Raw genomic sequence first — 25,311 nt, forward strand, 5'->3', positions numbered from 1 at the left:
TTCATCGTGCCCGCGCCGGGGCGGGCACGACGAACCGCGAGCCTAGAAGCCGCACAACTCGTCGAGGCTCTTGGCGCCGTCCTTGTTCGGGGTGGGCGTCTCGTGAGGCTTCGACTTGGTCTTCGTCGGCGTGGGCGTCGATGTCGCGTTGGCGGCGACGGTTCCGGTGTCGGCCATCGAATCCTTGATCGCCTGACTGGTGAGAGTGCGGATCTTCTTCCAGTCCGGATCGCCGGTGTAGATCAGCGGGGGTACGAACTGCAGGCTGGTGATCTTGGCGCCCTTCACCTTCAGGCCGAGGGGGACCAGGTGCTCCAGCAGGTCGCGGGGGATGTCGGTGCGGAACATGTGCCGGGCGGCCGCCGCGATCTTGGTGAAGTTGGTGAGGAAGGTGGCCGGGGTGACCTGCTGCGCCATGGCTCCGATGACGCAGCGCTGGCGGGCCATCCGGGAGTAGTCATCGCTTTCCACGCGGGAACGGCCGTACCAGAGCACCTGCTCGCCGTCCAGCTGCCGATACCCCGCCTTGATCGTGCCGGCGGTGCCGAAGTGCCCGCCCCACTTGATGTCGCGCTCGACCCTGATCTTCAGTCCGCCGACGGCGTCGATCAGCGCCGCGAAGCCGAACATGTCGACGATCGCGTAGTAGTCGATGTCCAATCCGAGCGTGTAGCCGATCGCGTCGCGGAGCGCCTGGGCGCCGCGGTTCTTCCCGCCCATGATCTGCGGGTTGTTGTCCGCGTAGTACCAGACCGAGTTGAGCAGGCCCTGGCCCTCGGCGTCGAAGCCGTTGGGGAACTGCTTGTGCAGCGGGCTCGACGGAGGGAAGCGCACGTACTGCAGGTTGCGGGGGAGGCTGAACAGGACCGTGTTCCCACTGGCGATGTCGACGCTCGCCACAGTCATGGAGTCGGTGCGCACGCCGATCCGGTTGCCCGCCGCGTCGCCGCCGAGCAGCAGGAAGTTCACCCGCTTGCGCCCGTTCCACGGGTCCTCCGCCCTGATGGGAGAGGCGGTCACGCCCGACGCCGGCTCGGGCGCCGTGACGGCGTCGAGGAGGTCGTTCGCGGTCTTGGCCGTGCTGATGGTGAACCCGAAGGGCGCCATCACCGCGATGCACAGGACGCCCACCATGATGCCCGCCACCACCTGGCCGCCCCGCGGAAGACGGTCGGGGCGTAGCGCCATGAACGAGAACACGATCAGCGCGAACCAGGCGAGCGCGCACACGCCCGCGCCGATCATGACGGCGTTGAGCGTGCTGTCCCTGAGCGCGGCGCCCGCGTTCTGCGTGAGTTGCAGGCCGAAGACGACGAGGCCCGCGAGCGCGGCGCCGAAGACGCCGAGCAGGATGAACCCGGTGGCCCGCCTGCCCGCTCTCAGGTGCGCCGCTCCGGGGATCACCGCGGACAGGGCCGTCCACCCGATCAGGGAACCCGTCGTCACCGGACGCACGAAACGGGGTCCCCCGCCAGCAGGGCGTGGTCGCCGCTTGCCTCCGGACTCGTCAGCCGTCCCCCGCGAGGCTTGACTCACCACTGGCTCCCCTCCCGTAAAAGCTTGGGACGGGATTGTAGCCAGAAATGCGGACAAGTCCGGCGTTATTCTTCCTTCCTATCAATAGTTATCAAAAAGAGGCCGCATCCAGCGTTTCGGGAAGAAGGAACGGATGTGCGGATCTTCGATTGCGCCGCTCGGTGACACCTCGCCCAAGTGCGGTGAATGTACGACAAAAGTCACTCATTTCCCATCCGTCACGGATGTAGCAACAACCGGGCACAATGCGTAATCATCCGAGGTGATCTCTGCGATGTTCCGGAATCGCCGGGCTCGTCTGCCCTAGCGTTTTTCGTATGAATCTGCAGCAGCTCCGTTATGTCGTCGCCACCGCGGAGCACCGCACCATGACCGATGCCGCAAGATCGCTTTACATCGCCCAGCCCGCCCTTTCCCGCGCGATACGCGACCTTGAGCGGGAACTCGGAATGACGCTCTTCGCGCGCTCGGGCAGGGGCGTGGTGGTGACGGCGCACGGTCGCCGCGTGGTCAAGCTCGCGCGGGAGGCGCTCGACGCCGTCCATGAGATCGAGGCGCTGGCGACGAACACGCCGTCGTCGGGTTCGGAGCTCCGGGTCGCCTCGACCCCCAGTCTGGAACCCGGCCTCGCGGGGCGCCTGCTGCCCGCCTATGTGGCCGAGCATCCGGACGTCCGGGTGCACATCGTGAGATGCGAGGGCCGCGAGGCCGTGGTGAGCGCCGTCCGCGAGCAGCGCGCCGACCTCGGCCTGACCGACCTCCCGGTGCCGACCGATCTCGTCAGCCATCCGGTCGAACGCCAGGAGATCGTGCTGATCTCGCCTCCCGGCGCGGATCTGCCGAACCCCGTCCCCCTGGCACGGCTGAACGGCCTCCGGCTGGTCCTGCCCGCACCGGGAAGCCCCAGGCGGCGGGAGTTCGACCACATCTTCGCGACCTACGGCGTGCGCCCCATCCCCGCCGTGGAGACGGACGAGCGCGGTGGCTGGCTGCGTGCCGTCCGGGACGGCAAGGCGTCCTTGTTGTGGTACCGCGGCATGGCCGACCAGGCGGCCCGCACGGGACTGGTGGTCCGCTCCCTCGATCCCCAGCTCAAGAAGATCATCGCTGTGGTCCACGCCCGCAAGCGGCTGACCACGGTGGCGCAGGACTTCCTGACCCTGGCGGAAGGCGGCTCCGCCGCCTGATCGCCGGCAACATGATTGGAGCGTTCCAACCCGTCGAATCACGCGGGCGGCCGAGGCGGGCGGCGCCGAGTAGTCTGGCCACGATGTCTACTCCGTCTGCTCTGCGTCTTCGGGGCCGCACGCTCGGGCCGGGCGAATTCGCCGTCATGGCCGTCGTCAACCGGACACCCGACTCCTTCTTCGACAGGGGGGCGACCTTCGGCTTCACCGCCGCCGTTGACGCGGCCACGCGTCTGATCGACGAGGGCGCCGACATCGTCGACATCGGCGGTGTGAAGGCCGGTCCCGGCGACGTCGTCGGCCCGGCGGAGGAGATCGACCGGGTCGCGGGCGTGGTCGCGGCCGTCAGGGACCGCCATCCGGATGTGATCATCAGCGTCGACACGTGGCGGTCCGAGGTGGCCAAAGTGGTCGCGGACGCCGGGGCCGACCTGCTGAACGACACCTGGGGCGGGGTCGATCCCGGGCTGGCCGAGGTCGCCGGGGCGTACGGCATCGGCCTCGTGTGCGCCCACGCCGGGCGGGTGGAGCCGCGGACCCGGCCGCACCGGATCGGCTACGCCGACATCGTGGCCGACGTGATCGGCTACACCACCGCACTGGCCGAGCGGGCCGTCTCGCTGGGGGTTCGCCGGGACGCCGTGCTCATCGACCCGGCCCACGACTTCGGCAAGAACACCTGGCACTCGCTGGAGGTCACCCGGCGGCTCGGCGAACTGGTCGCGACGGGCTGGCCCGTCCTGGTGGCCGTCTCCAACAAGGACTTCGTGGGGGAGGCGCTGGGCGGCCTGCCCGTCGAGCGGCGGCATGAGGGAACGCTGGCGACCCTCGCGGTGTCGGCGGTGCAGGGCGCCCGGGTCTTCCGCGTGCACGACGCGGCCGGCGCCCGTGCGGCCCTCGCCGCCGTCGCCAGGCTCAGGGACGGGTGACGCCGGTCCGCTCCGGGGGAGGCGGGCCGGGCGTCAGGAGTACATGACCGACAGGAAGCGGACCAGGATCGCCTCACGGGTCGGGGCGGGCAGCGCGTCGAGCACCGCGTTCACCACGGCCATCTCGGGTTGCCCGGCGCCGCCGGAGCCGCGCAGGTCGATGCCGACGGACGCGGCGAGTTCGGCGAAGGTGGCGTCGTCGAGCGCGTCGAGGTCGAGCCCGGCGATCAGCTCGGGAAGTCCGTCGGGGACCACGGCCGGCCCCTTGGCCCGGGCGGCCTCGGTGGCGGCGGCGATCACCTCGAGCAGGGCGTCGACGCCCGACAGAGTGACGCCGGTGACGGTGATGTGCAGGTTGGCGGGGATCCCCGCGTACGAGAGCTGGGGCTGGAGGAACCAGCCGAGCCTCCTTGCCTCGTCGGAGACCACGAAGACGTCGACCTCGGGGGAGCCGGCGATGGCGACCAGTGACGACTCCGGCTCGCCGAGCACGCGCAGGCCCGGGATCGCGCCGACGCCCTTGACGAGCCGCCGGGTCGCCTCCAGGGTCGTACGGCCCAGCTCCTGGTAGCCCTGCGTGCCGAGGGCCTGGAGTGTGCCCCACGCGCCGCCGAGCGGGCCGGCCGACCGCGAGCTCTGCACGGTCGCGTTGATGATCGTGTAGCCCGGCCACGCCGCCGAGGCGAAGTAGGCCTTCCTGCGCAACCCGGCGTCCCGGAACAGCAGCACCGAGGCGCCCTTCGGGGCGTAGCCGAACTTGTGCAGGTCGCACGAGATCGACGTCACGCCGGGCACGCTCAGGTCGAACGGCGGGACGGCCGCCCCCGCCTCCCGGAGCCAGGGGAGCAGCCAGCCGCCCACGCAGGCGTCCACGTGGCAGAGCACGCCTCTCGCCGAGGCCAGCGCGGCGATCTCCTCGATCGGGTCGATCACGCCCTGGGGGTAGGAGGGCGCCGAGGCCACCACGAGGACGGTTCTGCCGGTGATCGCCGCCTCGACCGCTTCGGCGGAGACCTTGAAGGTGACCGGGTCCACCGGGACGGGGACCACCTCGAGGCCGAGGTAGTGGGCCGCCTTGTGGAACGCGGGGTGGGCGGTGACCGGCAGGACGATCTCTCCGCCGCCGGGGCCGGAGTCGCGGGCCGCCTTCACCGCCAGCATGATCGACTCGGTGCCGCCGCTGGTGAAGATCCCCGGCGCGTCCGGCCGCCCGAGGAGTTCCGCGACCGCGCCGACGACCTGCTTCTCGATCGCCACCATGCTGGGGAACGCCGTCGGGTCGAGCATGTTGACCTCGAGCATCTCGGCGTAGGCGCGGTGGGCGGTCTCATGGACCTCCGGCCGTCCCGTGTCGTAGACGTACGCCGTCACCTTGCCGCCACGAACCGGAAGATCGGCCGCCTTCAGTGCGGACAGTTCGGCGAGCAGGTCCTGCGCGGTCCTGCCGTGCTCGGGAAGCATGTCGATCTCCTCGCGTTCACGAGGATGCTAACGGGAGTCACCCGGCCTCGCGAGGGGTCCTTCTCCTCATCAGACATGCATGTTGGAACCGGTCTGACCTAACTCTTCAAGTGGGGTGCTCTTTGTGACGCTTTGTCGCTATGGTTGCCGCGAACCTCTGACTAGGTGGTGTGCATGCGGCACTTTCTCGGGCTGCTGCTGGGCGTCGTCGTCGCCGCGGCCGTTCTTCTCGGTGGTGGCTGGGCGTCGCAGGAGGTGGTCCGGGGCGCGGCCCAGAACCTCGATCCGGCCAAGGACACACGGATGCTGATCGCCATCGGAGTGATGGCGGTGGTGGGGCTGCTTCTGGGCCTCGTGCTGGTCGGCAGGGTCTCTCCACTGGCCACGTTCATCCCGTCCCTCGTGCTGCTGGCCTGGACCGTGGTCTACGTCCTCGACGTCTCCCGGGCCGCGGGGCTCGCTCCCACCGGCTCCGGCCTCCAGTTGGATCTCGTGCAGGCGGGCCGGGGCATGCTGAGCCTGCTGTCCACCGGGGTGTTCGGCATGCTCGGTGTGGCCCTGTTCGTTCCCGTGCTCATGCCGTCACGCTGGGCGGGTCCTGTGCGGGACGAGGAGGAGGAGTACGAGGAGACCGTCGGCTACTGAGGTAGAGGTGGGTGACGGCCTCCTCGATGGAGGCCTCGCCCGGCACGATCGCCCGCAGGTCGGCGACCGTGCCGTCGAAGGCCAGCCGGCCGTGGTCGATCAGCATCACCCTGCGGCACAGGCGCTCGACGTCGCCCAGGTCGTGGGTCGTGAGCAGGATGGTCGTCCCGTTCTCGGCGTTGAGCCGCCGCAGGAAGTCCCGCACTCCCGCCTTGCTGACGACGTCCAGCCCAATGGTGGGTTCGTCGAGGACCAGGATCGGCGGGTCGTGGAGCAGCGCCGCGGTGATGTCGCCCCGCATCCGCTGCCCGAGGCTGAGTTGCCGCACCGGAGTGGCGAGGAAGTCGCCGATGTCGAGGAGCGCGCACAGCTCGTCCAGCCTCCTGCGGAACGCTCCGCGATCTACTTTGTACAGGAGCCGGATCAGTTCGAAGCTGTCCTTGAGCGGCAGGTCCCACCACAACGTCGTCCGCTGGCCGAAGACCACGCCGATCTTGCGTGCGAGAGCCGTACGGCGGCGTGAGGGGTCGAGCCCGGCCACCCGCAGGCGGCCGGAGGTGGGAGCGAGGATGCCCGTGAGCATCTTGATCGTCGTCGACTTACCCGCCCCGTTCGGGCCCAGATAGCCGACGAACTCCCCGGCCTCGACGCCGAAGGACAGGTCCTGGACGGCGTGCGTCACCGTGCCGCGCACCTTGAACGTCCGCCCCAGGCGGTCGACCTCGATCATCTAGCTCCCCGTCGATCGGTAGTGGCGGATCCCGGTCCGCCACGCGAGGGCCGCGACGAGCGCCATCGCCGCGGCGGCGGCCGGTGAGAGGAAACGCAGCCAGTACGGCAGGCCGAACGGATCCTCCCGGTCGAGCACGTAGAGCCCCGGCTGCCAGTTCACGAACGCCAGCGGCAGCACGTAGGTGACGCCGCGGACGAGTTCTCCCCCGTAGACGCTGAGGGGGTACTGCATGAGGGTCGCGCCTCCGTAGGTGAAGGCGTTGGCCACCTCGGGAGCGTCGGTGAGCAGGAACTGCGCCGCGCCGCCCAGCGCCCAGAGCGCCGTGAAGATCACCGTGCCGGACGCGATCATGACAGGGATCATCCAGGCCCGCCCGTCGGAGACGTCGAGGCGGGCCAGCGCGAACACGAGGACCGCGGCGGCCTGGATCACCTTGCCGATCCGGTGCGGCACGAACCGCTCGGTCGCGATCTGCACGAACGGGCTCACCGGCCGGATCAGCATGGTGTCGAACGTGCCCGCCCTGATGTGCTGGCTGATCCGGTCGACGTTGCCGAACAGCAGGTCGGCCATGGCGAAGGACAGACAGGCCGTGCCGTACAGGAACATGACCTCGCCGAGGTCGAAGCCCCCGAGGCTGGTGGTGTTGGTGAAGATCACCCAGATCACGGCGACGTCGAGGCCGCTGGCGACGAAGCCGCCGACGGTCATGAGGGCGAAGGAGACGGGGTACTGGGCGGCGGCGCGGGTCCAGGCCCAAACCAGGAGCAGGTACGTCCTAACCACCCTGGATCACCACCTTGCGGCGGGCGGCGGCCGTGGCCAGGGCACCGGCGCCGAGCAGGACGGCCGCCCAGAACGCCTGGAAGGCGAGGGCGCCGGCGACCGGGGTCTTCCCGAGGTACACGTCGGCGGGCACCTGGACCATGGCCGACCAGGGCAGCGCCCGCGCGAGCGTGCCCAGCCAGCCGGGGAAGATCACCAGTGGCAGCATGAGACCGCTGAAGAACGTGGTAAGGATCATCGAGAGGACCGAGAGCCCGCGGTCGTCGATCACCCAGCAGGTGGCAAGCGCGACCAGGTAGCGCCAGCCGAAGCTGACGACGACGCCGAGGACGAAGCTGACCATGAACGCGGCCCATGTGGCCGGGCCTGGGGGGAGCACGATGCCGAACAGCAGGGCGCCGACCAGGGCGGGCGGGACGCTGCGGGCGACGAAGAGGTAGGCGGCCCGCCCGAGGTCCTCGGAAAGGCTCCAGAGCTGGAGCGACGCGGGGCGCACGAGATCGAGGGCGACGTCTCCGGTGCGGATCCGCTGGGGGAGGTCCAGGCCTCCGCCGAAGACCTGCATCGGCCCGATGTACGCCTGGGTCAGGAAGCAGAAGGTCACCGCCTCGACGACCCCGTATCCGCCGAGGCCGGGCCGCGCCTGCCAGAGGGCGATCAGGACGTACGCGCGGAGGATCCCGAAGACGGTGTTGGTGAACGCGCCAGCCGCCGCGGCCGCCCAGTAGGTCGCGTGCCTGCGGAAGCCGTAACCGATCAGCCGCACATAGAGGATGAAGAGCGGGCACCTCCAAGGCCGGGGAGAACGCGATGATCCTAAGTCATCGGTCGGCCAGGCGGTAGACGAAACGCAGCCCCGACCAGACGGCGTCCACGGCGCAGACCTTGTTGTCGACCAGACCCTGGCCGAGCCCGAAGGTCCTGACCCTGTCGTCGGACAGGTCGGTCTCCACCCTGCTCGACTTCTTCGGCCAGCAGACCCAGAGCCCGCCGTCGCGCGCGAGCGTCTCCACCGCCGCGGTGAACCCCCGCCGCAACGCCGCCTCGTCGCGGCAGAAGAGCAGGATCACGTCGTACGGCTCGGGGCCGTCGTCGCCCTCGATGCCCAACTCCGGGGGGTCGGGAGGGGTTCCGATGAGCCGGAGGCGGTGACCTGGCTTGATGCCGAGCTTCCGTACCAGCGGGATTCCGGCATATCTACTCATATCGGGGGGATCCTCAGACTGTGAACGTTACTGGACCGTAACAACTCTGTAAGGCAGGTGAAACGTACCAACCGGTAGAACGATTGCCTAGCCGGGTATGTCCCTTTTGGGAGGTTTGCATGTCGGACGAGATCGACGCGGACATTCATCCGGAATATCCGGTCAGCTGGCAGGCGGCGGCACTCAACGGGGTCCTGCGCGGCACGATGAAACCGATCTCCACCCTCCTCCTTCGCAACACAACCGGCATGGCCGTCGCCAGCCGGTTGATCTGTCTCGGCGAGCGGGTCCCCGGGATCCTGCCCAAGCACGTCACGGTGCGACGGGAGCGATTCGAGTCCTGCACGGGCGAGTGGGTGCGAGGCGGGGACGACATCGATGAGAGCAAGGCGCTTCTGTACTTTCACGGAGGCGCCTACTTCATCTGCTCCGCGGCCACGCACCGCCCCATCACCTGGAGGCTGTCGGCGGTCGCCAAGCGGCCGGTGCTGGCGATCGACTATCGGCAAGGGCCGATCCACACCCTCGCCCACTCGCTGACCGACGCCCTCGAGGCCTACCAGTCTCTTCTCGACCGCGGGCACCATCCCAGGGACATCCTGCTCGCGGGTGACTCGGCCGGCGGTCATCTGGCCCTGGCCACCCTGCTCTCCCTGCGCGACCAGGGCCGGCCGCTGCCCGCCGCCGCGATCTGCATGTCTCCCTGGACGGACCTCAGCGACGTGCGCCGCCGGGTCAACTGCTGGTCCGACCCGCTGCTCCCCGCGAGCCGGGTGGACTGGCTCGCCCGGCGCTGGACCGACGGCCTCGACTGCCGCGACCCCTTGGTCTCGCCCGTGTTCGGGGACTACACCGGCATCCCTCCCCTGATGATCGTGACGGGTTCCACGGAGATCCTGCGTGACGACGGCCGCAGGGTCGCGGCGAGCGCCAGGGAGAACGGCGTCCCGGTGACCTACGAAGAGTGGAATCGCATGCCGCACGTCTTCGCGATCCTCGCCGACGTCGTCCCCGAGGCGCGACTGGTCTTCCAGCACATCTCCCGTTTCATCGGAGCGGTCGAGGCGCGGACAGGGCGATCCGGGCAGGAAGCCGCGTGATGTAGTTATTTGTAACCAATGAGACGCTTGTGACCTGCGGTTTCCCAAATTCCTCTTACCTAAAGGTGCCATTGGCCTTACCTCGGATGCCCCTTCCGGTCAGTCCCGCCCCTGTCGCGTTCCAAGAGAGCACAGTGTGCTGTGCGGTACTTCCGTGAGAGAGGCAGCTTCCGGATGGCGCGTGGCGGAAACGGCCCCCAGAACGGCATGCCCCGGGGCGTGCGGCCGCTGACGGTGGGCGATCCGGTGATCATCGGGCGATACCTGCTGCTCGGGCGCCTCGGCAGCGGCGGCATGGGCGTGGTCTACCTGGCCGAGCATCCCGAGGGCGGCCTGGTGGCGGTGAAGACGCCCCACTCGATGCACCTGTCGGATCCCACGCTCCGGGCGAGATTCGCCGAGGAGGCCGAATTCTCCCGCCGCGTGGTGCCCTTCTACACCGCGACCGCGATCGAGGACGGCTTCGACCGCGACCGCCCCTACATCGTCACCGAGTACATCCCCGGGCCCGCTCTCTCCCAGGTGGTCATCCACGGCGGCCCGCTCACTCCCGATCTCGCGTACGGCGTGGCCCTCGGCGCGGCGGCCGCCCTTCTCGCCACTCACGAGGCGGGCCTGGTCCACCGTGATCTCAAGCCCGCCAACGTGCTGCTGTCTCCCCGGGGTCCCTTCGTCATCGACTTCGGAATCGCCCGTGACGTGGACACCGCCACCGCCCACACCCAGGCGGGCCAGATCATGGGAAGTCCCGGCTGGGTCGCCCCCGAACGGCTGACCGGCGGCCCCGCCATCCCGGCCTCGGACGTCTTCTCCTGGGGGTGCCTCGTCGCGTTCGCCGCCACCGGGCTCCACCCGTTCGGCACGGGGGAACTCGACGTGGTCAGCCGGCGGATCCTGGTGGAGGAGCCGCGCATCGCGGGCGTGCCCCGGTTGTTGTGGGACAGCGTCTCCGCGTCGCTGCGCAAGGAGCCCGCCGAGCGTCCCGACGCCGGAGAGTTACTCTCGGCGTTGCTCGCCGTGGGAGGCATCGCCATGCCGGGGGACGTCCGCGACGCCGTCGGTCGGATCATGCAGGAGACCTGGCAGGCCGTGCCGTACCCGGAGGACGACGAGGAGGTCACGGCCGAGCGGGCGCACGGCAGGGTCTCACGCCGCAGGGTCGGCAGGACGGGTGGTCACGTCACCCACGCGGGGTTCGCCGCCCTGGCGACGGTCACGATCGCCGCGATGACCGTGGTCGCGACGGGGTCCGGGGTGGCCCGCCTCAGAGGCGGCACCGAGCCTCCCCCGGTCGTCCCCGTGGTGATGCCGGGAGACGAGGCCGCGTCCTTGCCGCAGCAGACCCCGCCGCCTGCGCGCCCGCCGTCGACGACCCTCAGCCCCGTCGTACGCACGACGGTCACCGCGACGGCGTCCGTTCCCTTCGCGAGGGGAGGGCAGCCGGTGAGGTCGGCTCCGCCGGTGGACCCGTGCGCTCCCGGGGCGGAGAGGCCGGCGGGCTGCGAACCGTCGCAACCGCCGCAACCGCCGCCGCCGTCCCCCGACGATCCCCAGCCGTCCCCCGACGACGAGGTGCCGCCTCAACCGAGTCCCTCTCCCGTGCCCAGTCCCGAGGTGAGCCCCAGTCCGAGCGCGAGCCTCGTCCCCCCGCCCGGCTGACCACACGCGGGAGTGGTGCATCCTTGGGCGCATGGAGGCAGCGCTCGAGCTTGACGACATGACGGTCCGCGTGGTCGGCCGCACCCTGGTGTCCGAGGTGAACTGGAGGGTGGACCACGGGCAGCAGTGGGTCCTCCTCGGGCCCAACGGCGCCGGGAAGACCACGATGCTCTCGGTGGCCGCGGCCGTCCGCCATCCGAGTTCGGGAAGCGCCACGGTGCTGGGGAAGCGGCTCGGCAGGACCGATCTGCGTGAGCTGCGCCGGGACATCGGCCTGGTGGCCGCCAGCCAGCGACTGGTCGACGAGGCGCTTTTGGAGGAGGAGGTCGCGACCGCGCTGACGGTCGTCCTCACCGGGCACACCGGGACGAGCGCGCCGCTCTGGGACCGGTACGGCGACGCGGAGCGGGAGCGGGCTCACCGGCTGCTCGCCGACCTCGGGTGCAAGGAACTGGCCGATCGCCCCTTTCTGGTGTGCTCCCAGGGGGAGAAGGCGCGGATCCGGGTGGCCAGGGCGCTGATGGCCGATCCGGCGATCCTGCTGCTCGACGAGCCGTTCGCGGGGCTCGACCTGCCCGCCAGGGAGGACCTGATCGAGGCGCTGGAAGACCTCGCGCGCACACGTGACGGCCTGACGACCGTGCTGGTCACACACCACCTGGAGGAGGTGCCCGCGACCACCACCCACGCGTTGCTGATGAAGGACACGCGTGTGGTCGCCGCCGGCCCGGTGGAGGAGGTCCTCACCGGAACCGCCCTGTCGGACTGCTTCGGGCGGCCGCTCCGGCTCGATTCCGTCGACGGCCGGTGGTACGCGCGGGCCGTACGGGCCTGACGCAGGTCGCCTGGGACGGCACGGGCAGGCCCCGCCGGTGGCCGTCAGATCCCGAGGGGTGACCTGCGGCTCCGTGGCGGGGCCTGGGTCTCCGACCGGCAGCGCCGTCGCCGGGGTCAGTGAGCTTCGTTGATCACTGTGCCCGATCGATCAGTGATCAGTGGGACTCGGCGAACTGCGCCTCCTCGGTGGAGCCCGTGAGGGCCGTGGTCGAGGAGTCCGGCGCGATGGCCGTACTGACCAGGTCGAAGTATCCGGTGCCGACCTCGCGCTGGTGGCGGGTGGCGGTGTAGCCGCGGCTCTCCGCGGCGAACTCGGCCTCCTGGAGCCCGACGTAGGCGGTCATGCCGTCCTCGGCGTAGCCGCGGGCGAGGTCGAACATCGAGTAGTTCAGCGAGTGGAAGCCGGCGAGGGTGATGAACTGGAACTTGTACCCCATGTGCCCGAGTTCGCGCTGGAACTTGGCGATGGTCGAGTCGTCGAGGTGCTTCTTCCAGTTGAACGACGGCGAGCAGTTGTAGGCCAGCATCTGGTCCGGGTACTGCGCCTTGATCGCCTCGGCGAACTCGCGCGCCACGTCGAGGTCCGGGGTGGAGGTCTCCATCCACAGCAGGTCCGAGTGGGGCGCGTAGGCCAGGCCGCGGGCGATGCACGCGTCGACGCCGTTGCGGACGCGGTAGAAGCCCTCGGCCGTGCGGTCGCCGGTCGCGAAGGCGCGGTCGCGGGGGTCGACGTCGCTGGTCAGCAGGGTCGCGGCCTGAGCGTCGGTCCGCGCGATGACCAGTGTGGAGACTCCGCAGACGTCGGCCGCGAGGCGGGCCGCGTTGAGGGTCTTGATGTGCTGCCCGGTCGGGATCAGCACCTTGCCGCCCAGGTGGCCGCACTTCTTCTCCGAGGCGAGCTGGTCCTCCCAGTGCACGCCCGCCGCACCTGCGGCGATCATGCCCTTCATCAGCTCGAACGCGTTGAGCACGCCGCCGAAGCCGGCCTCCGCGTCGGCCACGATGGGCGCCAGCCAGTGGGGGGCCACGTCATCGCCCTCCGACCAGGTGATCTGGTCGGCGCGCAGCAACGCGTTGTTGATGCGGCGGACCACGGCGGGAACCGAGTTGGCAGGGTAGAGGCTCTGGTCGGGGTAGGTCTGCCCGCCCAGGTTGGCGTCGGCGGCGACCTGCCAGCCGGACAGGTAGATCGCCTTGAGGCCCGCCTTCACCTGCTGGACCGCCTGGTTGCCGGTCAGCGCGCCGAGAGCGTGGACGTAGTCCTGCGAGGTGAGCAGCTTCCAGAGCCGGTCTGCGCCGAGCCGGGCCAGCGTGTGCTCCTCCTGCACCGAGCCGCGGAGCCGGACCACGTCCTCCGCCGTGTAGGTCCGCTCGACGTCCTTCCAGCGGGGGTCGGTCTCCCATTCGTGGCGTAGTTGCTCGGCCTCAGCGGCGATTCGGTCTGACATGTCCGTCACTCCCTCGTTGCGTGCTCTGCCGTCACCTGGGTGCTTGTTCCGAGTTTGTTCCCGGTGGCAGAGATCAACAAGGAGGATTCGAAGGCAAAAATGGAAAATATTCCATATATTCGAATACTCGCCGGTATTCTGATGAGAAGAATCGTCAGTTTTTCCGCATGGACTAGACCAATCTTCGCGGGGCGGTGCCCGGGAGGCTGGAAGAAGGGTGGAAATTCCGCTTAGGATCGAGCCATGCCGTCCTTGCTGGGTGAAGAACCACTGTCTTTGACGCAGGAGCTGGACCTTCTGGCCTTCGGCCAACGCCTCAAGCACCTGCGGAGGCAACGTGGGCTCACCCTCTCCGAGCTCGGTGAGCGGGTGGGACGCGCGCCCAGCCAGCTCTCCCTCCTGGAGAACGGCAAACGCGAGCCGAAGCTGTCGCTCCTGAAGGCCCTGGCCGCCGCGTTGAGCGTCCCCATCGAGGAACTGCTCCGCAGGCAGGCGCCCAACCGGCGGGCGCAGCTGGAGATCGCCCTGGAAGAGGCCCAGCGCGATCCGCTGTACACGAGCCTCGGGCTGAGCCGGCTCAAGGTCTCCGCGCGGGTGCCGAACGACGTGCTGGAGCACATCCTCGGCCTGTTCGACGAGTTGAAGGCGCGCGAGGCCAAGGGCACGGCCACCCCGGAGGAGGCCCGTGCGGCGAACGCCGACCTGCGGCGCGAGCAGCGGGAGCTCGGCAACTACTTCGAGGACATCGAGCAGGCGGCCGCCGAAGCCCTCGCGGCGGTGGGCTACCGGATGGGCCCACTGTCGGAGAGCACCGTCCAGGCGCTGGTCTCGCACTTCGGGTTCACCGTCCACCAGGCCCAGGACCTGCCCCGATCCGCCCGGTCGGTGACCGATCTCAGGAACCGGCGGATCTACCTCAAACGCGAGCAGCTGGGGATGCACACCCCCCGGACGATCCTGCTGCAGACGCTCGGCCACTTCGCGCTCCAGCACCACAAGCCCCGCGACTTCGCCGACTTCCTGCGCCAGCGGGTCGAGGCGAACTACTTCGCGGCGGCCGTGCTGGTCCCGGAGACGGCGGCCGTGCCGTTCCTGCTGGAGGCGAAGCAGGACAAGGCGCTGTCCGTCGAGGACCTCAGGGACGTCTTCGGGGTCTCCTACGAGATGGCGGCCCACCGGTTCACCAACCTCGCCACCCGCCACCTGGACCTCGTGTGCCACTTCGTGCGCAACGACGCGGGCGGGATCATCTACAAGGCCTACGAGAACGACGGGATCGTCTTCCCCGCCGACGAGCAGGGGGCAATCGAGGGCCAGCGACTCTGCCTGCGATGGTCCGGCCGTCAGGTGTTCCAGTCGCCCGACCGGTTCTCGCTGTACTACCAATACTCGGACACCCCCACGGGGACCTACTTCTGCGTGGCCCACGTCGACCCGTCGCAGGAGAAGGATTTCGCGATCACGCTCGGCGTGCCGTACCGGGAGTCGCGCTGGTTCCGTGGCAGGGAGACCACCAGCAGGACCAAGTCGAACTGCCCGAACGGGGAGTGTTGCCGGCGGCCGCCCGCCGACCTGGCGCAGCGGTGGGAGGGGTACGCCTGGCCCTCGGTCCTGGCCAACTCGCACATCCTGGCCGCGCTGCCTCCGGGTTCGTTCCCCGGCGTCGACGAGGCGGACGTCTACGCCTTCCTCGACCGCCATGCGGCGTCCTGACCGCGCCCTCGTCCGGTCACCCGGGGCTCCAGAGGCCCTCCGGCGCACCGTAGGGTGATGGCCGTGGACTCAGAGGTCGATGAGAGGATCATGCGTGCTGCCTGAGGTCGAAACCTGGCTGCGCAGCCGCACCACATCCTCCGCCGACTGGCCGATCGGCACCCTGATGGCTGCCAAGGGGACCACGCGGATCAGTGTGGTCCTCCCGGCGCGCGACGAGGCCGAGACCGTGGGGGAGATCGTCGGCGCGATCCGGCGCGACCTCGTCGAGTCGGTGCCCCTCGTCGACGAGCTCATCGTCATCGACTCCCGGTCGACCGACGACACCGCGGCGCAGGCCGTACAAGCCGGGGCGAAGGTCTTCGCGCAGGACGAGATCCTGTGCGAACTGGAACCGCTCGACGGCAAGGGCGAGGCGTTGTGGAAGTCGCTCGCGGTGACGACGGGGGACCTCATCGTCTTCGTTGACGCCGACCTGCGGGAGTTCCGCACCTCGTTCGTGACCGGGCTCCTCGGGCCGCTGCTGGTGGACCCCTCGATCGCGTACGTGAAGGGGTGCTACGACAGGCCGCTGTCGGGGGTGCAGGGCGCGGGCGGACGGGTCACCGAACTCGTCGCGCGGCCGCTGCTCAACCTGCACTGGCCGCTGCTCGCCGGCTTCGTCCAACCGCTCTCGGGGGAGTACGCCGGACGGCGCAGCGCCCTGGAGCGGGTGCCCTTCGTGAGCGGGTACGGCGTCGAGATGGCCCTGCTGATCGACCTGCTCGAGTTCGCGGGGCTCGACGCCCTGGCCCAGGTGGACCTGGGCAGGAGGGTGCACTCCCACCAGTCGACCGAGGCGCTCGGCGGGATGGCCGGGCAGATCATGCACACGGCTTGGTCCCGCCTCGAACGGCAGGGCAAGATCGTGTCTCTGCACGTCCCGTCGGCCCAGGTGACCCAGTTCCGGCGGGGACTGTACGGTCACGACCCGCTGGTCAGGGACGTCACGGTCGCCGAGCGGCCACCCATGGTGACCGTCCCGCAGTACGCCGGCCGGGGGTTGTAGCTCTAACCTGGGGGTGAATTATCGGTGACTGTTACTGGTCGGTAGCATTCCTCTCCATTGGTCCCCCCTTTCGGCTTTCCCCATGGACAGGACTCGATGACCGACAACACGACGGGCTTCAACCCCGAGCTGAGTGACGACGTTCGCGAGGTGCGTGACTGGGCGCGCGAGTTCGCTCGTGACGTCATCCGTCCTGCCGGAGCGGAATGGGACGAGCGGGAGGAGACTCCCTGGCCGGTCCTGCAGGAGGCGGCCAAGATCGGTCTCTACTCGCTCGACTTCTTCGCCACGCAGTGGTTCGAGGAGTCCGGGCTCGGTCTGCCCGCGACCTTCGAGGAGCTGTTCTGGGGTGACGCGGGCATCGGCCTGTCGATCGTCGGCACCGGCCTCGCCGCGGCGTCCCTCGCCTCGAACGGCACGCCCGAGCAGATGGGGGAGTGGCTGCCCCAGATGTTCGGCTCCGTCGACGACATCAAGCTGGGCGCCTTCTGCGCCTCCGAGCCCGACGCGGGCAGCGACATCGGCTCGATCCGGACGCGTGCCGTCTACGACGAAGCGTCGGACGAATGGGAGCTGAACGGCGTCAAGACCTGGGTGACCAACGGCGGCATCGCCAACGTGCACGTGGTCGTCGCCTCGGTCGACCCCTCGCTCGGCACCCGTGGCCAGGCCTCCTTCGTGATCCCGCCGGGCACACCGGGCCTGTCCCAGGGGCAGAAGTTCAAGAAGCACGGCATCCGCGCCTCCCACACCGCCGAGGTCGTCCTCGACCACGTCCGGATCCCCGGCTCGTGCCTGCTCGGCGGCAAGGACAAGCTGGACGCGCGGCTGGCCCGCGTACGCGGCGGAGCCAAGAGCGGCGAGCAGGCCGCCATGCGCACGTTCGAGTCGACCCGGCCGCTGGTCGCCGCCATGGCCGTCGGCCTGGCTCGGGCGTCGTTCGAGTACGCCCGGGACTACGCCGGGGAACGCGAGCAGTTCGGCCGGAAGATCGGCGAGAACCAGGCGGTCGCGTTCCTGCTCGCGGACATGGCCACCCGGATCGACGCGGCGCGGCTGATGACCTGGCGGGCGGCGTGGATGGCCAGGCACGGCCGTCCGCTCGACCACGCGGAGGGCTCGATGAGCAAGCTCGTGGCGAGCGAGACGGCGGTGTGGGTGAGCGAGCAGGCCATCCAGATCCTGGGCGGCGCCGGCTACACCCGCGAGCACCCGGTGGAACGCTTCCACCGCGACAGCAAGATCTTCACCATCTTCGAAGGCACGTCGGAGATCCAGCGCCTCATCATCGGCCGCGCCGTCACCGGCCTGCCCGTCCGCTGAGTTCGGCGTTCCCTCGAGATCTCAGGTCGCCTGAATGGCTCACATCGGCACAAAGGTGAACGTGCACTGCGGCATTCCGACGGTGATGTTCGCGTCGAGGGCGTTAATCCATCCGCTCCCTACGAACCCCCACGAGTTGTGTGCCGGCGAGCTGTAGGTGTCACCGTGGGTGTAGTACCAGTAGTTCGAACTACCATAGGTCCCGCTCGTGGGTGAGCCGATCACGTAGCACAGGAACCAGTCGTTGCCGGCGTTCAACGTGCCCTTGGAAGCGAAGTTCGAGTCGTAGAAGGCCGAGCTGTGGACAGGCGCGTTGGCCGTCGGGCAGTACCTGCGCATGGAGAAGGTGTGCGAATAGGGGTCCGACGTACGCGCTGTCGACGATGACGTGCAGGCTCCGATCAGCGCCGTCGACGGTGCCGCCGACGCCGGCACGGCGACGACGAGGCCGCCGGCCAGCACCGCGGCCATGATGCCTCCGAGTCGGGTCATCCACCTTGGGTGTTTCGACCTCACGAGATTTCTCCCTTCGGGAGTGTGTCGAGTGCAGTCAATCTGATCGGTTATCTCTGCCCGACGGCATAGATGCCATTTCGAATCGGCACCGAATCGGCATACCTTGATCGATTGCACTCGTCGCGCAGGTGGGCTCGGTCACCGCGCACGAATTCAATCCGTGGTCGAGTCGCCTTAGGCGGGAGCCCCAGTGGCGGCGGTGTCGCGACGGGCCGGCTATCCCGGTATCCGGGCGCGCAAGGCCGGGATGAACCAGTCCAGCACCGGCGCCAGGCTTTCGGGGGCCGGCCAGTCGTTGATCACTGCCAGCAGCTGGAGGTACCGCTCCCTGCGCGGGTCGTTCGCCTGCTCCAGCCGGGTCAGCAGCCGGTGCCGGAGGTCGATGTCGTCGGGGCAGTCGAAGACGCGCGCGTATTGGGCCGTGACCGCCGCGACAACCGGATCGGCCTGGGGCGAGGCCGGGTCGACGCCGGCTGCCAGGGCGGGGCCGGCATGGTCACGGACCATCGCGGCCGAGTCGCGGCGCAGGGTCGTGGTGTCGCCCTGGGCACGCTCGGTCGCGTGCTGCTCGGCCGTACGCCGCATGCCGGCGCGAAAATCCGGGTCCTGGGACAGTTCGGCCAGCTCCACCCACGCCTCGACCTGCTCGGCCGTGGGGTCGTCGGGCAGTTCGGGGGTCATGGAGCGCCTGATTCCCACGAATTCGGCGTCAGGGTCCAGGCCGCCGAAGGCGGTGTCGAGGAACTCGCCGATCAGGCGGCGACGCTCGTCCTCGGAGAGCTTGGCCAGTTTGTGCATGAGATCCATCTCCTCAGGGGTTGATCCGCGCTTGGCCACCGCCGTCAGCACCGCGCGCCGCATGCGCAGCGTTCGGATCTGCACCGCCAGCGCCTCGGCGTGCGCCGCGGCGACGTCGGGGAGCGAGCTCTCCCGGTCCACGACCTTCCGGATCGTGGGAAGGTCCACTCCGAGGTCGCGCAGCGTCCGCACGAGGTCCAGGCGCGCGACGGCGTCGATGCCGTAGAGGCGGTAGCCGGCCGGGCTGCGGTCGGTCGGCGGCACGATTCCGCAGTCGGAGTAGAACCGGATGGCCTTGACCGTCAGCCCGGTCCGCCGGGCCAGATCACCGATCGAGTAGAGCGCGTCGCCGTCCATGTCCCCACTCTCGCGCCTCCCCTTACTGGAGACTCAAGCGCGTTCCGCGCCAGGAAGTCGATCAGATCGAGTTTCGATCCTCACGGAAGTCGCTCAGGATTCCGTGAGGATCGAAAAGGTGGCGCGCGTGCCCTCCCCGGCAGGCGGCCGGTGCGCGCCTTGGTCATGCCTTCGCCGGCTGCCTGATCACGCCGCCAGCCGAAAGCGCCCGCCTCAGGTCGTCATCGGCGGCCGGTCAGAGGTCATCCGAAGATTTCGTTCCACTCGCGGACGTACCAGTTGCGGACGACGCCGTTCAGGACGAAGGGATCCTCCCTGGCGAACTCCTCGGCCGCTTCGCGGGTGGTGAAGACGGCCATCGAGCCTTCGTTCTGCGGGTCGCCGAAGGTGCCGACCATCAGGAGCGTGCCCTGGGCGTGGAAGTCGTCGAGCCGGGCGCGGTGGGCGGGAAAGTGGGCGGGCGCCTTCGATGCGACGTCGTCCCCCGAGTCGTAGAACATCACGTACTTCATTGACCCTCCAAGCGTAAGTGGCGACTAACGCTATCGGTGAGGGCGCCGAGATGCACCTGCCGCTCTCCGTGCCCGAGCTTCACTGCGGCCGGGGCGGTCATCTCTCCTGGGGCGTTCTCGGTTTCGTGACGTGCGAGCAGCGGCTCACAGGTCGCCGAGTTCGCCGAGTGGCTTCGTCCAGAAGTCCGGGTCGTGGGGTTCTTCCTCGACCGCGGGGTCGATGACGACGTGCATGATTCGGGCGAAGGTCTTGTAAGCGTCGTCCTCGCCGACGCGAATCTGCCCGCGTGAAATGAGCCGGGTCCAGTGCCGCTGTTCGGCTTCGACGCGCGGCAGGAGTTGGTCGCGGCTGAGCGTGCGTGCTTCCTCGACGGTGAGTGGCTTGAAAGCGGCCATGCCGCCGATTGTCGCATTCGGCCGGCAGCCGAGTCAGTGGGAATCGAGTTCGGTGCGCCGGGTGTCCGGGTGCAGACATGTGGGCCCGTGGCGGCACGCGATCATGCCGGTGGCGTAGGGCCGGCGCGGGCCCGGGCTGGCGGGGTGGGCCGGCCGTACGACAGGATGATCACGTGGTGAGCCGATTGATCCTCTTCGTGGCCCTCGGTCTCGTCGTCCTGGCCGGATGTGGTTCCGACGCGGCAGTCAGCGGTGCGGAGATAGAGCGGCTCCGCGCGCAGGGTGTGGCTCCGGATCTCATCTATCTGGTCGACCTGCCGGGATATGAGCTGGCCGAGCAGTCAATGGGCGTGATCAACGAGGAGGGGTTCGGCGCCGTCTACGCCTCACCGGAGGGGCGGCAGGTCGAGTTGCGGGTGGACCACGGCTCTTTCGGCGACGACGTCTGCCAAGGCGTTCCGGTCCACAACGCCACGCCACTCGACGCGCGAGTGACGTGTGAGCGGGATGACGCGGGCTGGTACCGGGTTGCCGGCGACCGTCATGAATACGTGTCGGTCCAGGGGAATCGCCTCCTGAAGCTCAACGGGCGTGTGACCGAGGTGAGCCGGGACGCGCTGAAGGCCGCCGTCGCCGGGGCGCGGCATGCGGTGAGCGACGGGAGCGGTACTCCGGAGCCGCCACGGACGCCGGTCCAGCGAGGAGACCTGCCCACTGCGGGTGACGGTGCTCCGAACAACGAGGTCGGCCCGGGCGGCTGAGATCCGGGCTCCCCGTGTCCCGGCCGAGAGGGTCATCCCGGCCGCGCGTGAGGGTCAGTGCGGAACTCCCGCGATGGAAGGGGAGGGCGTCGAGGAGCCCGGTTCGTAGAACTCCTTGAAGGTGAACGCCTCCGGCCCCGGCCCTTGGGCGCGGATCAGCGCGAGACGCTCCATCGCCTCGCCGAGCGTCGGCGTGTGCCCTTCGGGCACCCACCACATCAGCGTGTACGGCACGGCCGTGCGCGCGAACCATTCGCGGCGGCGGCGCAGGATCTCCAGATGCGCGCTGCGGTAGACGAAGTTCCACAACGCCTCGCGAGACTCCCACACCGACACGTTGACCAGCAGGTCGTCACCGTACTCGTGGGTGATGACCTCGGTGGGGTCGTCGCTCTCCATCATGCGCCAGACGAACCCGGGCGCGGAGTCGGAGACGGCGTAGATGGGCTCGAGGGCTGCGACGAAGTCCGCCAGCTCGGGGGCGTCGATGGGGGCGACGAGATGCGCGACGTTCAGCTGGGCGAGATGCATGGCCGGAGTCTATGTCAGTCATGATTGTTTTTAGAAGGTCTCCCGAGGCTATTCGGGGACATCCTTCGCGATGAACGCGACGCAACACTCACCGGGACGTGGGTCGAGCGCCGCCGCGATCCGGTCCTCGCCCAGGCCGCGAAGCATGCCCTCGCACATGGCGAGGTTCATCGAGCAGACGAGCACGGGATGTGTCTCGGCCAGGACGTGGAACGGGCAGTTCCGCAACCTGATCCGGCCCTCCTCCTCGTACGGCTCGTAGCCGCGCCCGACGAGGACGTCCATCAGTCCGGTCTCGTGGCTCGCGGCCGCCAGGCGCTCTCCCGTACGGCGGGCGGCCTTCTCCGCCTGCTCGTCGCCGTCGAGCTGATCGACCACCTCGGCCAGGACAAGCGCGAGAGTCCGGTAGTCCCGGGGCGGCAGGCTCACCATCCGTTCCGGCCCGCCTCTGCGGTAGACCTTCGCCGGCCGGCCGCTGCCCGGCCCCGTCCGGTCGTTGAGCCGGCGGAAATCCGCCTCCAGCAGTCCCGCTTCGACCAGCTTGTCGAGGTGGAAGGCGGCGAGCGTGCGCTGGACGCCGATCGCTTCCGCCGCCTCGTTCCGCCCGACGTCCCGCCCCTGCGCGGCGACGAAGCGGTACAGCTCCCGCCGTACGGGATCGGCGAGCATGCTCATCGACTCAAGGTCGTCGCTCTTCACAGCCGGAGTCTAGGCGGCACCCAGGCGACGGCCCTGCCGGCGGACAAGAGATCGGGGCCTCCGGCGGCGCACGGCCCGGGGGTTGGTTCGGGTTCGAACAACTGGGTTGTACCGTGAGGGAATGGACGAACCCGCGTGGCTCGACGAGCACGAGTTGAGCGCCTGGCAGGCATTCCTCGCGACGGGCGCCATCATCAACCGCCTGGTCGAGCAGCAGCTCAAGGACGACTCGGGCCTGTCCCACTCGCAGTACGAGGTCCTGGTCCGGCTGGCGGACGCGCCGGACGGAGAGCTGCGGATGACCGAACTCGCCGGCGCCGCGTTCACCTCCAAGAGTGGCCTGACCTATCAGGTCGCCCAGTTGGAGAAGGCGGGCCTGGTCCGGCGGCGGGCCTGCCCCACCGATGTCCGGGGGGTCATCGCCTCGCTCACCGACGAGGGATGGGCCGTGCTCCGCGCGGCGGCGCCCGGCCATGCCGCCCTGGTCCGTGAACTGTTCGTCAGCGGCCTCAGCCGGGAGGAGTTCGCCGGTTTCGCCGCAGGGCTGTCGGCGCTGCTCGGCCGGCTGTCCGTCCACGCCGGCTGACAGGCGACGGCACACCCAGTGAATGTCATCTGTCACGAGGAGCGGTTCGTGGGGGTTGTTCGAATTCGAAGCAAAGAGTACGGTCTACCCCTGTTCGAGTTTGAACACCCATTCGATCGGAGTCCAGCATGACCTCCACGCCAGCGGAAGCCGCCGTTCGAACCAAGGTCAGCATCCCCTTGCGCTTCGGCGACGGTTTCAGCGTCACGGCCGAGGCCGTCACCTTCCGGGGTCTGGCCGATGGCGGCGAGCACGTCGCCATGGTGTTCGGTGAGCTCGCCGTGGGGGAGATCCCGCTGGTCCGCCTGCATTCGGAATGCCTCACGGGAGACGTGTTCGGGTCCGCGCGCTGCGATTGCGGCCAGCAGTTGCGCGAGGCCGTCGAGCGTGTGTCCGTGGCCGGCGGGGTCCTGCTCTATCTGCGCCAGGAAGGCCGCGGCATCGGCCTGTACAACAAGCTCGACGCGTACGCCCTGCAGGACGAGGGTCTGGACACCTACGCGGCCAACGCGGCACTCGGGCTGCCGGAGGACGGACGGGACTACACCGTCGCCGCCCAGATGCTCGGTGTGCTGGGCATCGGCACGATCGACCTGCTCTCGAACAACCCCGACAAGGCGCGCCAGTTGTCCGGCCTCGGCGTGGCCGTCCGCCGCCGGGTGCCGACCGGGGTGTTCGCGACTGAGAGCAACATGCGCTACCTGCGCGCGAAGATCGACCGTACCGGACACACCATCGCCCTCACCGGACTCGCGAGCTGACGCCGAGAGCGGGGAAGACCGGAGCCATGGCGAACACGGCGAACATCCCCCAGGCGGGGAACCCCCGTCCGTACGTGCTGCTCTCCGCCGCGGTGAGCGTCGACGGCTACCTGGACGACACGGGCCCCGAGCGGCTGCTCCTGTCCAATGCGCTGGACTTCGACCGGGTCGACGACGTCCGCGCGGGTGTCGACGCCATCCTCCTCGGGGCCACGGCCGTACGTCGCGACAACCCCCGCCTGCTGGTCGGCTCGCAGGAGCGCCGGGCCGCCCGGGTCGCGAGGGGCCTGCCCGAATATCCGATGAAGGTCGTGGTCACCGGCTCCGGCGACCTGGACGCCTCCCTCGCGCTGTGGCACTGCGGCGGCGACAAACTGGTCTTCACGGTCGACTCCGCGGTGGCGAAGCTGCTCGACACGATCGGATCCCTGGCCGACGTGGTCAGCACCGGGCCGGTACTCGACTGGCCCGCCGTCCTCGACGAACTCGGCCACCGCGGCGTCAGGCGCCTCATGGTCGAGGGTGGCGGCTCCGTCCACACGCAGCTCATGTCCGCGAACCTGGCGGACGAGGTGCACGTGGCCGTCGCCCCCCTGCTGGTGGGACAGCCGCAGGCGCCGAGGTTCCTGGGCCCCGCGGACTATCCCGGCGGCCCCCTCGCCCGCATGCGGCTGATCGAGGCCCGGCCGATCGGAGACGTCGTCCTGCTCCGCTATTCGCCCAAGGAACGCGCCCGCTGACGGGACGCGCCTGCCGCCGGCGCCGTGACCGCTCCCGCCGTGTCACGGGCGCCGCGGCCGCTGCCCACCGCGCTACGACGCGACGTGGTCGCGCCAGGAGTGCCGCGGGACGAAGCCGAGGACCTCCCGGGCGCCGTCGATGGCGAGGAGCGTCTCGAACTCCCCGAGTTCGCGCGTGATCTCCACGCCGGGGAAGACCTCCTTCATCAGGTCCGCCGACGGCCGGTTCATCACGGTGTCGGCGGCCGCGATGACGAAGCTCCGGGCTCCCTGGACGGGTGCCTCCAGGGCCAGCCGGCAGGAGGCCGCGGCGTCCCGCGTGTCGATGTACCCCCACAGGTTCCAGCGGCGCAGTTGCGGGTCGTCCCAGAAACCGGGGAACGCCGGGTAGTCGTCGGGGCCGAGGATGTTCGAGAAGCGCAGCGCCACGAACGGAATGCCCGACCACTCGGCGACGTGCCCGGCGAGGGTCTCCGTGACCACCTTCGACAGCGCGTACGTCGAGGTCGGGAAGGGATAGTGGGCCTCGTCGACGGGTGCGTAGCGCGGAGGCACGTCGAACGGCAGGCCGAGGGTCGTCTCGCTGGAGGCCCAGACGACCCGGCCGATCTTCAGCTGCGCCGCGGCGAGGAACACGTTCGAGTTCATCACCGTGTTGTCGTTGAAGGTCTCCGACGGGGTCCTGAGACCCGGCGCCGGAATGTTGGCCAGATGGACGACGGCGTCGACGCCGTCGAGCACCTCGACCGCCTGGCCGTATTCGGTCAGGTCCGCGACGAGCACCTGGACCCCGAGGTCCTGCGGTCCCGGCCTGACATCGGTCGCCACCACGTCGAAGCCGTGTTCGAGCAGGTCACGCACCACGCTCCGGCCGAGCTTCCCGCTCGCTCCGGTGACGCAGATCCTCGCCATCGTTCCTCCTGTAGTGGTTCATGAGGGGTCAGGGGCCTACGGATACTCTTGTGACAATCATCCGCCATGGCGGATACAGGGGGCCATATCTAGATATATCGGCTGTGACGCACGGCCGGGCGGGCCGACCCC

The 25,311-nt window shown here is 69.3% G+C and carries 27 protein-coding genes; 13 read left to right on the forward strand and 14 right to left on the reverse strand.

Annotation, left to right across the window (positions count from 1 at the left end):
- Positions 1-42: 42 nt before the first annotated feature.
- Positions 43-1,446 (reverse strand): LCP family protein, encoded by a 1,404-nt coding sequence (locus Psi02_RS13780; protein ID WP_239094868.1) that lies wholly within the window; start codon positions 1,444-1,446, stop codon positions 43-45.
- A 407-nt stretch (positions 1,447-1,853) separates the two neighbouring features.
- Between Psi02_RS13780 and Psi02_RS13785 the strand changes: the two genes are divergently transcribed.
- Positions 1,854-2,723: a LysR family transcriptional regulator gene (locus Psi02_RS13785; RefSeq protein ID WP_203974135.1), complete on the forward strand. Its 870-nt coding sequence runs from the start codon at positions 1,854-1,856 to the stop codon at positions 2,721-2,723.
- Between the two features lie 83 nt (positions 2,724-2,806).
- Positions 2,807-3,652: a dihydropteroate synthase gene (folP, locus tag Psi02_RS13790; RefSeq protein ID WP_203974137.1), complete on the forward strand. Its 846-nt coding sequence runs from the start codon at positions 2,807-2,809 to the stop codon at positions 3,650-3,652.
- A 33-nt stretch (positions 3,653-3,685) separates the two neighbouring features.
- On the opposite strand, the gene Psi02_RS13795 is transcribed toward folP, so the two are convergent.
- Positions 3,686-5,113: a pyridoxal phosphate-dependent decarboxylase family protein gene (locus Psi02_RS13795; protein ID WP_203974139.1), complete on the reverse strand. Its 1,428-nt coding sequence runs from the start codon at positions 5,111-5,113 to the stop codon at positions 3,686-3,688.
- A 174-nt stretch (positions 5,114-5,287) separates the two neighbouring features.
- On the opposite strand from Psi02_RS13795, the gene Psi02_RS13800 reads away from it, so the two are divergent.
- The gene (locus Psi02_RS13800) at positions 5,288-5,758 is read left to right on the forward strand and encodes a hypothetical protein (RefSeq protein ID WP_203974141.1); all 471 of its coding nucleotides are present in this window, start codon (positions 5,288-5,290) and stop codon (positions 5,756-5,758) included.
- On the opposite strand, the gene Psi02_RS13805 is transcribed toward Psi02_RS13800, so the two are convergent.
- The 4 genes from Psi02_RS13805 to Psi02_RS13820 are packed head-to-tail and all read right to left on the reverse strand — an operon-like array spanning position 5,688 to position 8,482.
- Positions 5,688-6,488: an ABC transporter ATP-binding protein gene (locus Psi02_RS13805; protein WP_203974143.1), complete on the reverse strand. Its 801-nt coding sequence runs from the start codon at positions 6,486-6,488 to the stop codon at positions 5,688-5,690. The two genes, Psi02_RS13800 and Psi02_RS13805, sit on opposite strands and share 71 nt — an antisense overlap.
- A complete protein-coding gene (locus Psi02_RS13810) occupies positions 6,489-7,277 on the reverse strand; it encodes an ABC transporter permease (RefSeq protein WP_239094869.1) in 789 nt (262 codons plus the stop codon).
- Positions 7,270-8,043, reverse strand: coding sequence for an ABC transporter permease (locus tag Psi02_RS13815; protein ID WP_203974145.1), 774 nt, complete (start codon positions 8,041-8,043; stop codon positions 7,270-7,272). The genes Psi02_RS13810 and Psi02_RS13815 overlap by 8 nt, the downstream gene beginning before the upstream one ends.
- Before the next feature lie 55 nt (positions 8,044-8,098).
- Positions 8,099-8,482 carry a DUF3052 family protein gene (locus Psi02_RS13820; protein ID WP_203974147.1) on the reverse strand — a complete coding sequence of 128 codons (384 nt, stop codon included), beginning with the start codon at positions 8,480-8,482 and terminating at the stop codon, positions 8,099-8,101.
- A 119-nt stretch (positions 8,483-8,601) separates the two neighbouring features.
- On the opposite strand from Psi02_RS13820, the gene Psi02_RS13825 reads away from it, so the two are divergent.
- The 3 genes from Psi02_RS13825 (at position 8,602) to Psi02_RS13835 (ending at position 12,076) form a co-directional block, all read left to right on the forward strand.
- Positions 8,602-9,582 (forward strand): alpha/beta hydrolase, encoded by a 981-nt coding sequence (locus tag Psi02_RS13825; RefSeq protein WP_203974149.1) that lies wholly within the window; start codon positions 8,602-8,604, stop codon positions 9,580-9,582.
- A gap of 174 nt (positions 9,583-9,756) precedes the next feature.
- Complete coding sequence (locus Psi02_RS13830) at positions 9,757-11,241, forward strand: serine/threonine-protein kinase (protein ID WP_203974151.1); 1,485 nt, start codon at positions 9,757-9,759, stop codon at positions 11,239-11,241.
- A gap of 31 nt (positions 11,242-11,272) precedes the next feature.
- On the forward strand, positions 11,273-12,076 hold the full coding sequence (locus tag Psi02_RS13835; RefSeq protein ID WP_203974153.1) for an ABC transporter ATP-binding protein: 804 nt from the start codon (positions 11,273-11,275) through the stop codon (positions 12,074-12,076).
- 157 nt (positions 12,077-12,233) lie between these two features.
- On the opposite strand, the gene aceA is transcribed toward Psi02_RS13835, so the two are convergent.
- Positions 12,234-13,526 (reverse strand): isocitrate lyase, encoded by a 1,293-nt coding sequence (gene aceA, locus Psi02_RS13840; protein ID WP_203974154.1) that lies wholly within the window; start codon positions 13,524-13,526, stop codon positions 12,234-12,236.
- A 243-nt stretch (positions 13,527-13,769) separates the two neighbouring features.
- On the opposite strand from aceA, the gene Psi02_RS13845 reads away from it, so the two are divergent.
- The 3 genes from Psi02_RS13845 to Psi02_RS13855 all read left to right on the forward strand — a co-directional run bounded on the left by Psi02_RS13845 (position 13,770) and on the right by Psi02_RS13855 (position 17,610).
- Entirely contained in the window at positions 13,770-15,239 is a 1,470-nt protein-coding gene (locus tag Psi02_RS13845; protein ID WP_239094870.1) for an XRE family transcriptional regulator, read from the forward strand.
- Positions 15,240-15,333: 94 nt separating this feature from the next.
- Positions 15,334-16,287: a glucosyl-3-phosphoglycerate synthase gene (locus Psi02_RS13850; RefSeq protein ID WP_203974156.1), complete on the forward strand. Its 954-nt coding sequence runs from the start codon at positions 15,334-15,336 to the stop codon at positions 16,285-16,287.
- Positions 16,288-16,383: 96 nt separating this feature from the next.
- Positions 16,384-17,610, forward strand: coding sequence for an acyl-CoA dehydrogenase family protein (locus Psi02_RS13855; RefSeq protein WP_203974158.1), 1,227 nt, complete (start codon positions 16,384-16,386; stop codon positions 17,608-17,610).
- A gap of 39 nt (positions 17,611-17,649) precedes the next feature.
- Here Psi02_RS13855 and Psi02_RS13860 read toward each other — a convergent pair whose 3' ends face one another.
- From Psi02_RS13860 to Psi02_RS13875, 4 genes are all read right to left on the reverse strand, one after another.
- Positions 17,650-18,102 carry a hypothetical protein gene (locus Psi02_RS13860; RefSeq protein ID WP_203974160.1) on the reverse strand — a complete coding sequence of 151 codons (453 nt, stop codon included), beginning with the start codon at positions 18,100-18,102 and terminating at the stop codon, positions 17,650-17,652.
- A gap of 240 nt (positions 18,103-18,342) precedes the next feature.
- Positions 18,343-19,281, reverse strand: coding sequence for a MerR family transcriptional regulator (locus Psi02_RS13865; RefSeq protein WP_203974162.1), 939 nt, complete (start codon positions 19,279-19,281; stop codon positions 18,343-18,345).
- Positions 19,282-19,523: 242 nt separating this feature from the next.
- Entirely contained in the window at positions 19,524-19,793 is a 270-nt protein-coding gene (locus Psi02_RS13870) for a YciI family protein (RefSeq protein WP_203974164.1), read from the reverse strand.
- Positions 19,794-19,937: 144 nt separating this feature from the next.
- On the reverse strand, positions 19,938-20,189 hold the full coding sequence (locus Psi02_RS13875; RefSeq protein WP_203974166.1) for a hypothetical protein: 252 nt from the start codon (positions 20,187-20,189) through the stop codon (positions 19,938-19,940).
- A 176-nt stretch (positions 20,190-20,365) separates the two neighbouring features.
- Here Psi02_RS13875 and Psi02_RS13880 point away from each other — a divergent pair, with 176 nt between their 5' ends.
- A complete protein-coding gene (locus tag Psi02_RS13880; RefSeq protein ID WP_203974168.1) occupies positions 20,366-20,950 on the forward strand; it encodes a hypothetical protein in 585 nt (194 codons plus the stop codon).
- 54 nt (positions 20,951-21,004) lie between these two features.
- Here the strand turns inward: Psi02_RS13880 and Psi02_RS13885 are convergent, their stop codons facing one another.
- Positions 21,005-21,481 carry a DUF3291 domain-containing protein gene (locus tag Psi02_RS13885; RefSeq protein ID WP_203974170.1) on the reverse strand — a complete coding sequence of 159 codons (477 nt, stop codon included), beginning with the start codon at positions 21,479-21,481 and terminating at the stop codon, positions 21,005-21,007.
- Between the two features lie 48 nt (positions 21,482-21,529).
- Positions 21,530-22,180: a helix-turn-helix transcriptional regulator gene (locus Psi02_RS13890; RefSeq protein ID WP_203974171.1), complete on the reverse strand. Its 651-nt coding sequence runs from the start codon at positions 22,178-22,180 to the stop codon at positions 21,530-21,532.
- A gap of 121 nt (positions 22,181-22,301) precedes the next feature.
- Between Psi02_RS13890 and Psi02_RS13895 the strand changes: the two genes are divergently transcribed.
- The 3 genes from Psi02_RS13895 (at position 22,302) to Psi02_RS13905 (ending at position 24,267) form a co-directional block, all read left to right on the forward strand.
- The gene (locus Psi02_RS13895; RefSeq protein ID WP_203974173.1) at positions 22,302-22,766 is read left to right on the forward strand and encodes a MarR family winged helix-turn-helix transcriptional regulator; all 465 of its coding nucleotides are present in this window, start codon (positions 22,302-22,304) and stop codon (positions 22,764-22,766) included.
- A 128-nt stretch (positions 22,767-22,894) separates the two neighbouring features.
- A complete protein-coding gene (locus tag Psi02_RS13900; protein WP_203974175.1) occupies positions 22,895-23,527 on the forward strand; it encodes a GTP cyclohydrolase II in 633 nt (210 codons plus the stop codon).
- A 26-nt stretch (positions 23,528-23,553) separates the two neighbouring features.
- The gene (locus tag Psi02_RS13905; protein WP_203974177.1) at positions 23,554-24,267 is read left to right on the forward strand and encodes a RibD family protein; all 714 of its coding nucleotides are present in this window, start codon (positions 23,554-23,556) and stop codon (positions 24,265-24,267) included.
- A gap of 72 nt (positions 24,268-24,339) precedes the next feature.
- Here Psi02_RS13905 and Psi02_RS13910 read toward each other — a convergent pair whose 3' ends face one another.
- Complete coding sequence (locus Psi02_RS13910) at positions 24,340-25,179, reverse strand: NAD-dependent epimerase/dehydratase family protein (RefSeq protein ID WP_203974179.1); 840 nt, start codon at positions 25,177-25,179, stop codon at positions 24,340-24,342.
- Between the last annotated feature and the right edge of the window lie 132 nt (positions 25,180-25,311).

It is taken from the genome of Planotetraspora silvatica, from assembly GCF_016863315.1.
GTDB lineage: Bacteria > Actinomycetota > Actinomycetes > Streptosporangiales > Streptosporangiaceae > Planotetraspora > Planotetraspora silvatica.